Source organism: Aeromonas sp. 102P, assembly GCF_051920345.1.
In the GTDB taxonomy this organism is placed as follows: Bacteria; Pseudomonadota; Gammaproteobacteria; order Enterobacterales; family Aeromonadaceae; genus Aeromonas; species Aeromonas veronii.
Genome location: NZ_JBQBCZ010000001.1, coordinates 2,767,869 through 2,780,940 on the forward strand (window position 1 = coordinate 2,767,869; position 13,072 = coordinate 2,780,940).

The 13,072-nt window shown below is 56.3% G+C and carries 10 protein-coding genes; 5 read left to right on the forward strand and 5 right to left on the reverse strand.

The window, feature by feature from the left end; all coding sequences use genetic code 11:
• Positions 1-75 precede the first annotated feature (75 nt).
• The 3 genes from ACTG1K_RS12990 to ACTG1K_RS13000 all read right to left on the reverse strand — a co-directional run bounded on the left by ACTG1K_RS12990 (position 76) and on the right by ACTG1K_RS13000 (position 2,834).
• Positions 76-1,023, reverse strand: a complete 948-nt coding sequence (locus ACTG1K_RS12990) for an IS30-like element ISAs2 family transposase (protein ID WP_019706001.1) — start codon at positions 1,021-1,023, stop codon at positions 76-78.
• A gap of 43 nt (positions 1,024-1,066) precedes the next feature.
• Entirely contained in the window at positions 1,067-1,861 is a 795-nt protein-coding gene (locus ACTG1K_RS12995; protein ID WP_440005644.1) for a restriction endonuclease, read from the reverse strand.
• 70 nt (positions 1,862-1,931) lie between these two features.
• Complete coding sequence (locus ACTG1K_RS13000; RefSeq protein WP_337072185.1) at positions 1,932-2,834, reverse strand: FRG domain-containing protein; 903 nt, start codon at positions 2,832-2,834, stop codon at positions 1,932-1,934.
• A 587-nt stretch (positions 2,835-3,421) separates the two neighbouring features.
• Here ACTG1K_RS13000 and ACTG1K_RS13005 point away from each other — a divergent pair.
• The 5 genes from ACTG1K_RS13005 (at position 3,422) to fdhD (ending at position 10,099) form a co-directional block, all read left to right on the forward strand.
• Positions 3,422-4,021 (forward strand): 4Fe-4S dicluster domain-containing protein, encoded by a 600-nt coding sequence (locus ACTG1K_RS13005; RefSeq protein ID WP_047435276.1) that lies wholly within the window; start codon positions 3,422-3,424, stop codon positions 4,019-4,021.
• A 46-nt stretch (positions 4,022-4,067) separates the two neighbouring features.
• A complete protein-coding gene (fdhF, locus tag ACTG1K_RS13010) occupies positions 4,068-6,212 on the forward strand; it encodes a formate dehydrogenase subunit alpha (protein ID WP_440005646.1) in 2,145 nt (714 codons plus the stop codon).
• Between the two features lie 254 nt (positions 6,213-6,466).
• Entirely contained in the window at positions 6,467-6,709 is a 243-nt protein-coding gene (locus ACTG1K_RS13015; protein WP_234881962.1) for a hypothetical protein, read from the forward strand.
• 427 nt (positions 6,710-7,136) lie between these two features.
• Entirely contained in the window at positions 7,137-9,269 is a 2,133-nt protein-coding gene (locus ACTG1K_RS13020; protein ID WP_440005648.1) for a sigma 54-interacting transcriptional regulator, read from the forward strand.
• Entirely contained in the window at positions 9,266-10,099 is an 834-nt protein-coding gene (gene fdhD, locus ACTG1K_RS13025; RefSeq protein ID WP_440005651.1) for a formate dehydrogenase accessory sulfurtransferase FdhD, read from the forward strand. The genes ACTG1K_RS13020 and fdhD overlap by 4 nt, the downstream gene beginning before the upstream one ends.
• A gap of 100 nt (positions 10,100-10,199) precedes the next feature.
• Here the strand turns inward: fdhD and asd are convergent, their stop codons facing one another.
• Together asd and ACTG1K_RS13035 are read right to left on the reverse strand one after the other, a co-directional pair.
• Positions 10,200-11,312, reverse strand: a complete 1,113-nt coding sequence (gene asd, locus ACTG1K_RS13030; RefSeq protein ID WP_005345266.1) for an aspartate-semialdehyde dehydrogenase — start codon at positions 11,310-11,312, stop codon at positions 10,200-10,202.
• A gap of 351 nt (positions 11,313-11,663) precedes the next feature.
• Entirely contained in the window at positions 11,664-12,971 is a 1,308-nt protein-coding gene (locus ACTG1K_RS13035) for a D-amino acid dehydrogenase (protein WP_265347272.1), read from the reverse strand.
• Between the last annotated feature and the right edge of the window lie 101 nt (positions 12,972-13,072).

Genomic DNA, 13,072 nt, shown 5'->3' on the forward strand with positions numbered 1-13,072 from the left:
TGAAAAATCTATAGTGAATGGCATAGAGTATGGTTTAGGTACATCGCGAATTCAACTTCGAAGTGCGACACTCGCCTATGCCGCCTGACGGTACTCTTCGAATACCTTGACAGGCTGCCTGAATCCGAGACATTTCCGAGGTCGTAGGTTGAGCCACTGCTCCGCTCTCCTGACATCCTCGTCCGTGACCTCTCTCAGGTCTGTTCCCTTTGGGATAAACTGCCTCAACAGCCCATTGCTGTTCTCGTTCAGACCGCGCTCCCACGAAGAGTAAGGGTGCGCAAAGTAAGTCTCGGCACCCAGCGCTTCCTCTATCGCCTTGTGTTCGGCAAACTCGCCGCCGTTGTCAAAGGTGATGGTATGCACCTGCTCGATGTAGGGCGTTAACATCTCGATTATCGCATCCCGCACCACCCCAGCCTGTTTGCTCGCGACCCGCTTGACCAGATAGAGCCGGCTCTTGCGCTCCACCAGGGTGACCAGTGCACCTGTGCCTTGCTTGCCCAGCACCGTGTCCGCCTCCCAATCACCGAGCCGCTCCCGGCTATCGACGATAGCCGGCCGTTCATCAATAGAGCGGGCTTCCTTGATGGGAGAACGCAGGCTGCTCGCCCCCTTGCGGTAGCGCTTGTGGCCCTGGCGCAGATGGCGGTACAACTGGCCACCCCGGGCTTTGTCGGCGGCCACATGGCGGTATATCCACTCGTGACTCACCATGAGGCCTATCTGCTTGCCCACCGCGCTTATCTGCTCCGGGCTCCACCACCAGGCGAGTGTCAGCTCGACAAACTGGATGACATCGGCAGATAGCCGAGATTTGGCCGCACTGGCCCGTCGGTGGGTGGCGTGCTGATGCGCATTGTCTGGCTGGTAGCCCTGCGGCCCGGCGTTACGACGCAGCTCCCGGTAGAGGGTGGAGCGATGAACGCCAATGGCGCGTGCGGTGGCAAGGATGGACATCCCCTGTGCGCGAAGCACCGATAACTGGTATCGTTGCCCCTCGGTCAACTGCTGATAGCTCATGGTGATACTGCTTTTACTTTGGCGAGCAGAAGGGTACCACCAATCAGCAGTTGGCCACCTCTCGCCATTCATCCATGAGTGTCGCACTTATTATCTGAATTCCCGCATGAAAATCATAACTTAAGCTATGTAGTTTGAGTCTGTATTCTGGTGTCTCAATGAATGTGTTATTACATGGATAATTTTGAGTATGTTGACCATACTGAAATCTATATTCGTCACGTAGACGGCTTTCAAGATCGAAAATGGAAAATTTATCATTCTTTAATAAATCATTAATGAATATTTCGTTGTTTAAATGGTGAAGATTAAATGGCTTCGACACATCAATTTTCGTATTTTCTTTGACCCAATTGCCATCGACTATAGGACGAAAAGCTACAATTCTAACCGGCAATTGGGGTTGTATATCAATATCTATAACCTTTAGTAATGGAGTACCATCTTGGCTTTGCCAATCTGACTCGTTTTGTTCCCTAATAATTAGCAAATCTACTTTATTGTTTTTCGCTTTAGCTTCTGCTCCGCGCTGGTAGCCTACTTTAGTTGCAAATACAGGTTTTAAATCAGGAATGTCCCTAATTTTCCCAATAAGGGCATCAATTTTTTCAACTGACACTTTAGATGTGTAATCTTTGCACTCGATGATCGTTTTATATGTGACACCACCTAATTCGTACTCCCAATATAAATCAAACTCTCGAGAGTTACCGAAGTTATCGATAATTTTCTTGTTTCGCTCTATTTTAATGTTTTTGTATTTTAAATATTCTTCAGAGTCTAGTAGTGCTTGCTGTAAATTTTGAACAAAGACTTCATAGTCATTACCTGCTGCCATTATTCCACCAAGACATTTATTTATTGTGTTGTGATAATATTAACTTAATGAAAAATAAATTCAAAAATCTTTATTTAACGGGTTTGTTTTCATATCGAGTTCTCATATGTGTAGCGACATGTTCTATCTCTGGGTAAATAGTTGATTTCATTATACCTAAAGACTCTAATTGTGTAAGGATTTTTGACTTATGCTCACGCATAATTACTAAGCGTTTTGAATCAACAAAAACTTGTTTCTTGTTATTCATTTCAGCACATTGAAGCTTGTTGTTACTTATTCCAAATAATAAAAATGCACCCTCTTGCTTTATGATTCTTGGATTATCTAGTTTTGGTTTTACACAAATAACAGATTCTAGGTGATCAGCTTTAATTATCGATTTAAAATATGGTTTCTCTTGCTTTATCTCATGTAGCAATAGCTGCACTGCTTCTTCTTTATTAAAGAGTTCTTTACTCATTGTTTTTATATTTTCTATAGAGAAATCAGATGGTCTACGCGCGATATTAGCAATAACAGATACGGTATCACTATCATAGTATTTGATATCTTCAATATCAAAGTCATATATAATGATTTCACCATCATCATTTGGTTCACTGCTGCAAGCAAAGAACAGTGCAATTAAAGGGTTTTTGGTGATATCTAGTAGTCTGCTAGGTAAAAAATAGTGCTGCATCTTAACTAAATGTTCAAACGTGCTGGTAGCATGATAAAAATCATTAGGGCATTTAGTTATTATTTCTCTATACATTCTGTGTTCATTTTCAATAAGACCTTTGTTTCTATATATAGATGGTTGAATATTGAATCCAAAATATCCATGGCCTCGATAGTAAAATTCACCAGTTGTATTGAGCTTTTCAATAATTGATAAAAAAGTTCTAATACTACCTATTGGAATATGTGAAATAGAATCACGTTTTAAACGATCTTCAATTTTAGATGAGGCCTTACTCAACTTTTTCATCATTTTCCTTCTTATTGGAGATATGGTTGCCAAGTGGCACATATTAACCGGAGGGATAGAAAACTGAAGGGGCAGGGGCCTAAAACCGGCTCTGGCTCAACAAATCAGTCAATAATCGGCCCATTTTTGTTCGGTTTGACTTAATGATGGTTTGCCAGCTCGATAGCAAAACCAAACAACTTACCACCGCTGCAAGCGGCTTTTGCGTGCTGCACAGCCCATTTTTGGCCCTTGGCATGGCTTTTCTCCCGGGTTTTCCTTCCTCCGCTTCTCTGGTTTAGAGCAGCCGACCCTGGCTGCAAACGCCTTCGAACTGCTCCTTATGCGGCTGGGGCAGGGGCTGGTCAGCCGGTGTCGAGCTCGTCACTTTTGTCGTGTCGATCACACTTCCCACCCCGTCGTCACCCTCGTCAGTAGCGGTAAACAGCAAGCTACTCTTGCTGATTACTCCTTTATTTTCAGATGGTTGTGAATTTTTATCGCACCTTTGGCCCGTTTTGGTCTGATAAATGCTTTGTGGGGGGCTGGCCGCCTCTTTGCCTGTCGGCGGGCGGCCCGGTGTAACGAACCATTTAGGATCCCTCTCTATGAACAGCTTCGTGATTGCAGATCCCAGTCTCTGTATTGGGTGTCGTACCTGTGAGGTGGCTTGCGCCGTTTCACACCAGTCAGGGTCTTGCAGCGGGACCCTTGAGCGGGAGGGCGGCCTGCATCTTGCCATCGAGGATGGACATCTGGTCTCCAGGGACAGCTACTTTCAGCCGCGCCTGAAGGTGATCGTGGGCAGTAAGGTGACCACGCCGGTGCTCTGCCGCCAGTGTGAAGACAAGCCGTGCGCCATGGCCTGCCCGAACAATGCCATCGTCAGCGAGGATGGCTGCGTCAAGGTGTTGCAGGAGCGCTGCATCGGCTGCAAGTCCTGCGTGGTGGCCTGTCCTTACGGCGCCATGGCGGTGGTGCTCAAAGAGGTGGCACCCGCTGCCGATTCGCTCTTCAAGCGTCCGCAGACCAAGGCGCAGGCGCTCAAGTGCGATCTCTGCCGTCACCGCGAGGCGGGCCCGGCCTGTGTCGAGGTGTGTCCGACCCAGGCGCTGCGGCTGGTCACGCCGGAGCATCTTGAAAACCTGAACCGGCAGAAACAGCTGGCCAGTGCCGAGGCACTGCTGGCGATGCCGGCGCGGGTGTGAGCGGGCTTGCCGAGCCTTTTTTCGTTAACAAACAAGAGTGTGAGTCATGAAAAAAGTCATTACCGTGTGCCCCTATTGCGGCACCGGTTGCAAAATCAACCTGCTGGTTGAAAACGACAAGGTGGTGGGGGCCGAAGGCGCCAACGGCCGGACCAACGAGGGGCAGCTCTGCCTCAAGGGCTATTACGGTTGGGATTTCCTGAACGACACCAACCTGCTGACCCCCCGTCTCAAGAGCCCGATGATCCGCCGCGAGCGCGGTGGCAAGTTCGAGGCCGTCTCCTGGGATGAGGCGATCGAGTTCGCCAGCAGCCGTCTCTCTGCCATCAAGGCGAAATATGGCCCGGACGCCATCATGACCACCGGCTCTGCCCGTGGCCCCGGCAATGAAGCCAACTATGTGATGCAGAAATTTGCCCGTGCGGTGATTGGGACGAACAACGTCGACCACTGCGCGAGGGTGTGACACGCACCCTCAGTCTCCGGTCTGGAGACAACTGTAGGCAACGGCGCCATGAGCAACGCCATTCCCGAAATTCAAGAGACCAAGTGCCTGTTGGTGTTTGGTTACAATGCTGCTGACTCTCACCCCATCGTCGCCCGCCATATCCTCAAGGCGAAGGCAAACGGGGCCAAGGTGATTGTGTGTGATCCCCGCATGGTGGAGACCGCCCGTATCGCCGATCAGTGGCTGCCGCTCAAAAACGGTTCCAACATGGCGCTGGTTAACGCTTTCGCCAACGTGTTGATCAATGAAGGGCTCTACAACAAGGCATTTGTCGCCAACTACACCGAAGGGTTCGAGACCTTCAAGGCGACGGTGGCCAAGTACACCCCGGAATATGTCGAGGGGATCACTGGCCTCAAAGCCGCCGATATCCGCGCCGCCATTCGCACCTACGCCGAATCGCCCGCTTCCATGATCCTGTGGGGCATGGGGGTGACCCAGTACGGGCAGGCGGTGGACGTGGTCAAGGGGCTGGCGGGTCTGGCGCTGCTGACCGGCAACTTTGGTCGCCGTGGCACCGGTTGCGGGCCGGTTCGCGGTCAGAACAACGTGCAGGGCACCTGTGACATGGGGATGCTGCCCCACCAGTTCCCGGGTTATCAGTCGGTGGCCGATCCCGCCATCAGCGCCAAGTTTGCCACGGCGTGGGGCGTGGAGTCGCTCTCCCAGAAACCGGGATACCGCCTGACCGAGCTTGGCCACAAGGTGGAGGAGGGCAAGTGCAAGGCCTTCTACATCTTCGGTGAAGATCCGGCCCAGACCGAGGCAGATCTCGGTCAGTTCCGTCGCACTCTGGCGGGGATGGAGCTGGTGATCGTGCAGGATATCTTCATGACCCAGACTGCCGAGATGGCCGACGTCATTCTGCCCGCCACCAGCTGGGGCGAGCATGAAGGGGTCTACAGCTCGGCGGATCGCGGCTTCCAGCGCTTCTACAAGGCGGTGACGCCCCCCGAGAACGTGAAGCCGGACTGGGCCATCTTCTCGTTGATGGCGACCGCCATGGGTTATCCCATGGAGTACCACAACACCGAAGAGATCTGGGACGAGATGCGTGCGCTCTGTCCGCTCTATGCCGGGGTCAGCTACGACAAGATGGCCGATCTCAAGAGCGTGCAGTGGCCTTGCCCGACCGAGGATCACCCGGGCACCAGCACCCTGTTCGAGGGGAACGTGTTCACCACCCCGAGCGGCAAGGGCCAGCTGATCGCTTCCGAGTGGCGGCCGCCGCTGGAGCAGCCCTGTGCCGAGTACCCGCTGGTGCTCTCCACCGTGCGCGAGGTGGGTCACTACTCCTGCCGCTCCATGACCGGCAACTGCTCGGCGCTGCAGACCCTGGCCGATGAGCCGGGCTATGTGCAGATCCACCCGAGCGATGCCAAAAAGCTTGGGGTGAAGGATCAGGCGCTGGTCTGGATCTCGTCGCGCCGTGGCAAGGTGATCACCCGCGCCAACTACAACGACCGGGTCAACGCCGGGGTGGTCTACATGACCTACCAGTGGTGGATCGGGGCCTGCAACGAGCTCACCATCGAGCACGTCGATCCCGTCTCCTACACGCCGGAGTACAAGTACTGCGCGGTGAAGATCGAGCGCATCGACAATCAGCCTGAGGCGGAAGTGTACGTCCAGACTGAATACAGCGCGCTCAAGGCGAAATTGCGCAGCGCAGCCAAAGGCTGACCCGCCCTAAAAAAGGACGTTCTGCACAAATAAGGGAACCCGACTCGGATTTATCGAGTCGGGCACCCTTTTATTACCCAAAAAAAGGGGAGTAAATGATGCAACATGAAATTGGTCGCTTATTCGGACTTTTCTATATTGGCACCTATCTGGCGGCGATATTGCTGGGAATAGGTTGCTATATTTGGCGCGACGAGATGATATTTCTGCTGGGCTTCGGTTTTTTCGGCTGTTTTATGGCAGCAAGGCTTGCCATGAGCAGCGTATTTTCCGCCTTGAGTATTTCCAGTGCCTGGCTGATCGGGTTTATCTCCACCACCTTGATCAACGGCCTGCTGCTGGGGGTGATCACCCTGCTGGTCTACCTCACGCATCAGAGCGTCACCGCCGAGCTTGCCGACAATGCCAGCTGGCTGCTGATGGCCTTCCAGAGCCTGTCGGCCCTCTTTATCTTCGGTGGCCTGAAGTGCTGCCACAGCCGGATCATCACCTCGTAAATTGCCGAGGGATGGGCAGCAAACGCCATCTCGAAACCCGCAGCCAGTGAAGCAGCCAGCGAAGAGGAGAGGCAGATCTGACAGTTGACGGCGGCCCACTTTTCGGGCGCCTTAATTGAGATCAAGAACTGATGAAATAACCGGTTAAATATGGCCATCAGATATATTAAATCGGATTGTAATGAAATTTTAGCTCATCTATGATGAGTCGCCATTCCAATATATCCCCCGATAACGATGTTACTTTTTGTTGTCGTTCGTTAATAACAACTCTGGAATTGCAACATGCGACAATTTTCGTCACCGCTTTTCTTATTGGCAGCCGCTTTACGGGCTGCGGCTATTTATTTTGGTGACGGGTGTTTGTCGTGATGCGATGGCATGGACAGCCTGACTGGTGACTAAATCGATATAACGTGAGGCCGCAATGCTAAATGTGAGTGCCATCCCCCTGGACGAGATCTCTCCCATCTGGGACGACGGTTTTCTCCTGCTCTCCAAATCCCTCCTGTCGGCCGTGACGCTCGATGATTTTATCCACAAACTCAACAAGATAGATGCCAGCTTCGGCGGCGTGACCCGGGTCAACCTGATCCTCAACATGGGTGCGGACGAGGAGGCCATCTTCTATTTCATGGGACATTCCGGCCCAAAGCATCTGGTCTGCCCCAAGGCAGAGCTGCACCTCTCCCCCCGTCCTACCAAAGAGACCCCGGAACAGGCCATCATTCTCGCTGCCGCCCGCTTTGAGAATCGCTGCCCGGCTCTGGATCGCGAAGGGGTCTACGGGGGGCTGCGCTCCTACTGCCAGCTCCCCATCACCACTGCCCGCAGCCATCTGGGCGGGGTCGAGTTTATCAACACCCAGCTCGACAGCTTCACCATGGAGACGCTCGCCAAGCTGACCCAGCTGGCGGCCATTATCGCCATTGCGCTGGAGAACGTGCTCGACAAGGAGCGCACTCTTGAGCAGGCCAACTCCCTGCGCCTTGAGCGCGACAGCTGCAAAATTCTGGTGGATGTGACCAACGCGGTAATCAAGCTGGTGCGCATTGCCGAGCTGCCCAAGAGCCTGTTTGCCATCCTGCATCACCACTTCGGCATCAGCAGCTTGTGTCTGGCCGAATACAACGCCACCTCCGACAGCTTCAAGAGCTATCTGGTCAATCAGCACCAGAGCGATCAGCCGGGCATCATCGATCACTCCTGTTTTGAAAAGAAGTGCCTGCAGGGGGCCCTTGGCCACAGCGAGCCGTTTTTCGTCTATCGCGAGCACGGTCACGGCTGCAGCAATCGCTGCCGCTTTACCTCCCAGATCCTGCCGCCCGAGGCCGACAGCTCCTGCATTTTGCCGCTGCGCTATCGGGGCAACCTGCTGGGGGTGTTGATCCTCTCCCATCCCAACGCTGACTTCTTTGCCGATATCGATATCTCCTTGCTGGAGCAGGTGGCGGCACGCACGGCCATTGCCATGAACAACGTGCAGGCCCAGCAGGAGATCTCCAACACCACGGGGGCCCGCGAGAAGACCATTCGCATCAACGAGCCGCAGATGCAGGGGGAGTTTCCCCACATCATCTACCAGAGTGCGGTGATGGAGAGCGTGCTGGAGAAGGTGCGGCTGGTGGCCGAGAGCGACAGTACCGTGCTGATCCTCGGTGAGACCGGTACCGGCAAGGAGCTGATCGCCCAGGCCATTCATGCCCTGAGTGCCCGCCACGACCACGAGATGGTGAAGGTGAACTGCGCCGCCATTCCCACCGGCCTTATCGAGAGCGATCTGTTTGGCCACGAGAAGGGGGCCTTTACCGGCGCTCTGACCCAGCGCATCGGCCGCTTCGAGCGTGCCCACAAGGGCACCCTGTTCCTCGACGAAGTGGGGGATATGCCGCTGGACTTGCAGCCCAAACTCTTGCGGGTATTGCAGGAGCACGAGCTGGAGCGGGTCGGCAACAGCAACCCCATCGCAGTGGATGTGCGGCTGGTGGCCGCCACCAACTGCGATCTGCTCTCCATGGTCAAGAACAAGCGTTTCAGAAGCGATCTCTACTACCGCCTCAATGTCTTTCCCATCGAGCTGCCGCCGCTGCGCGAGCGCCGCGAGGACATTCCACTCTTGGTCAACTTCTTTATCAAGAAGATCGCCAAGCGGATGCGCCGCACCATCACCTCGATCCCCGCCGATGCCATGAAGATGCTGGTGTCGCTGCCCTGGTACGGCAATATCCGCGAGCTGGAGAACGTCATCGAGCGCGCCGTGGTGATGACCCGCGGCCATGTGCTCAACCTCTCGCCCGATGAGCTGATGCCCCTCAAGGGCTACCACAAGATTGAGACCCTGGTTTATGACGAACCCGCCACGCCGCTCTTTGCCGAGGAGGGGCCGACCGATGAGCGCGAGGCGATCATCGCGGCCCTGCGCGACTGCAACGGCATCGTGGCTGGCGAGCGTGGGGCGGCCAACCGCCTCGGCATGAAGCGCACCACCTTGCTTTCGAAAATGAAGCGGCTCGGCATTTCTGCCAGAGATCCCGAGATCATCGATGGGGTTGCCCCATGAGAGAGCTACTTGAGCTTGAGGCGCAGAACGAATTGGCCCGCTGCGCCATCCACCGCGAGGTGGTGCACTACCGCGCCGATACCTTGACCTGCGACAGCGAGATGGCGCTCCCCTCCGAGACGCCGGTGGCGCTGGTCTACAACGGCATCGCCCACAGCGTGATGATGTGCTCGGCCTCCGACCTGGAGGATTTCGCCATCGGCTTCTCGCTATCCGAGGGGATCATCGACAGCCTGCTCGATATCCACGACATCGAGCAGATTGACGGCTGTCAGGGGATTGAGCTGCATATCACTCTGGCCAACCGCTGCGTTCATCGTCTCAAAGAGAAGCGGCGCACCATGGCGGGGCGCACCGGTTGCGGCATCTGCGGCAGCGAGAGTCTGGAGCAGGTGATCCGCACCCAGCCAAGCTTGCCCGACAGCCAGCGTCTGGCGGTGGGCCATATCGACAAGGTGTTGAGCGCACTGCGCCCGCTCCAGTTGCTGGGTCAGCGCACCGGCGCCACCCATGCGGCAGTGCATCTGGATGGTGAGGGCAATATTCTCGCCATCCGCGAGGATGTGGGGCGCCATATTGCGCTGGACAAGCTGGTGGGCCATCTGTGCCGCACGGGTCGCCGTGACGGTGCCATTCTGGTGACCAGCCGCGCCAGCTTCGAAATGGTGCAAAAGTGCGCCAGCGCCGGGGTGGAGATCCTGCTCGCCATTTCGGCCGCTACCGAGCTTGCGGTCGAGCGGGCCGAGCAGACCGGCCTGACGCTGGTGGGCTTTTGCCGCCCCGGGCGGGCCGAGATCTACAGCGGCTGCCAGCGCATTCTGCTTAAGTAGTGACAAGGCCGTGACCCGCTAAACGGGTCATAAAAACTGGCAATGAAAAAGGGCGGGGAGTGTGACTCCCCGCCCTTGTTGTCTCTGCTTTTGTGGCGGATTAGCGCGCCAGCAGGATACGCAGCATGCGGCGCAGCGGCTCGGCGGCGCCCCACAGCAGCTGGTCACCCACGGTAAAGGCGGCCAGATACTCAGGGCCCATATTGAGTTTGCGCAGACGGCCCACCGGAATGCTGAGGGTGCCGGTAACGGCCGCCGGAGTCAGCTCGCGGGCGGTGATATCGCGATCGTTGGGGATCACTTTTACCCAGTCGTTGTGGGCAGCCAGCAGCGCTTCGATCTCCGCCAGCGGCACATCTTTTTTCAGCTTGATGGTGAACGCCTGGCTGTGGCAGCGCAGGGCACCGATCCGCACGCACAAACCATCCACCGGAATGACGGCGTTTTCGATACCCAAAATCTTGTTGGTCTCGGCCTGACCTTTCCACTCTTCACGGCTCTGGCCGTTGTCGAGCTTGGTGTCGATCCAGGGGATAAGGCCACCGGCCAGCGGCACGCCGAAGTTGTCCACCGGCAGGGTGCCGGAGCGGGTCTTCTCGGTGATCTTGCGCTCGATGTCGAGGATGGCGGAGGCAGGATCGGCCAGCTCGACCGCCACTTCGTCGCGCAGCATCCCCATCTGGGTGACCAGCTCGCGCATATGGCGGGCACCGCCACCGGAGGCCGCCTGATAGGTGGCCACACTCACCCACTCCACCAGATCGGCCTTGAACAGGCCGCCTAGGGCCAGCAGCATCAGGCTGACGGTGCAGTTGCCGCCAACGAAGGTCTTGATGCCGTCGTTCAGGGCCTGCTCGATGACGTCGCCGTTGACCGGATCCAGAATGATGACGGCGTCTTTCTCCATCCGCAGGGAGGAGGCGGCGTCAATCCAGTAACCCTGCCAGCCAGCGGCTTTCAGGCGCGGATAGACATCCTTGGTGTAGTCGCCGCCTTGCGCGGTGATGATGATATCCTGCTTGGCCAGCGCTTCGATATCGAAGGCGTCTTGCAGAGTACCGGCATCGACGCCGAAGTTGGGAGCGGCCTCACCGGCCTGGGAGGTGGTGAAGAATGTGGGTTGAATATGGGCGAAATCCTGCTCTTCCTGCATCCGGCTCATCAGAACCGATCCCACCATGCCACGCCAACCGACCAAACCTACTTTTTTCATATTGTCCTACCCTGGATTGCTGCTAAAGAAACTCGTGGTGACACCGTAACCCCTTATCTGGCGACGCCTGTTTACAAGCGGTTTACAGGCCATTTAAAAAATATGCGCTGCGAAAAATGCGTCTATCCACATTACGGATTGTGGCGGCTTGCGCAAGTCGAATTGCGCAATATTCTGTGCCGTTTGCTGCATTAACCGGCAGCCAGAGTACTGCTCAGGCAGACGGGGAGGGAGAAGGTCAACATCAGACGAAAAGGCCACCGGTTATGGCAGTGGCCTGTCAATAAAGCGGTTGAGGACGTCCTCTGCTGGGCGTAGTTGGCGAGTGAAACAGCCCGACAGCTTAGGCGCTTAGCCGTAACGGGCCAGAGTGAGCCCCTCATCGCTGATGGCGGGCTCGCTGCCGCTGATAAGATCGCATAGAAGCTGACCCGAACCGGCCGCCATGGTCCAGCCCAATGTGCCGTGGCCGGTATTGAGCCAGAGACCGGGAATGGGGCTTGGCCCTACAAGCGGGGTGCCGTCCGGCGTCATGGGGCGCAGGCCGGTCCAGAACTCGGCTTGGCTGATATCGCCCCCCTCGGGAAAGAGATCGCCCACCACCATCGCCAGGGTGTCGTGGCGTCTGGGGTTGAGAGCGAGGTTGTAGCCCGACAGCTCCGCCATGCCGCCGACCCGGATCCGCTCGTCAAAGCGGGTGATGGCCACCTTGTAGGTTTCGTCGAGCACGGTGCTGCGCGGCGCGGCCTCGGCATTGATCATCGGCAGGGTGAGGGAGTAGCCCTTGACCGGATAGACCGGCAGCTCCAGCCCGAGCGGGCGCAGCAGCGGCCGCAAAAAACCGGTGGCATAACTGCCGAGCGCACAGACGATGGCATCGGCGCGATAGCGCTGCTCGCCCGCCCGCACCGCCACGGCGCGGCCGCAGGCTTGCTCAATCTCGTCGATATCGCAGTTAAAGACGAACCTGACCCCGAGCTTCTCGGCTTCAAGGGCAAGGGCCTTGGTGAAGCGGAAGCAGTCGCCGGTCTCGTCGCCGGGCAGACGCAAGCCGCCGACAATTTTGCCGCGCACCCGCGCCAGCGCAGGCTCTGCCGCCTCGCAGCCGCTGGCATCTAGCGACTGGTAAGGGACGCCATACTCCTCCAGCACTTCGATATCGCGCTGACTGGCATCGAGCTGGGATTGGCTGCGAAACAGTTGCAGGGTGCCGAGCTGGCGCCCTTCGTAATCGATGTTCAGCTCGTCGCGCAGCAGCTTCATGCAGTCGCGGCTGTATTCGGCCAGACGGACCATGCGTCCCTTGTTGGTGGCATAGGCGGTCGGGGTGCAGTTGGCGAGCATTCTGAGCATCCAGCGAAGCTGGAAGGGGTCGGCGGTGGGGCGCACGGTGAAAGGGGCATGCTTTTGCAGCATCCACTTGGCGGCCTTGAGGGGAATGCCGGGGGCCGCCCAGGGGGCCGCATAACCCGGGGATATCTGCCCGGCGTTGGCATGGCTGGTTTCAAGGGCAACGCCCTCTTGTCGCTCCAGCAGGGTTACTTTGTGACCCGCTTTGGCCAGATACCAGGCGCTGGTTACCCCAATTACGCCGCCACCGAGAACCACTATCTCCATATCGTCTTTCCTTGACTGATCTCCTGATGTGGCCACCACCATAATCAGCCGCCACAGGATATTCAACCGCTCTACGCAGGATTGGGATCTCCGTCTGCTTGCCAGTCACAAGCTGGTGTTTGGTGCGATGGTGAGCCTGATTG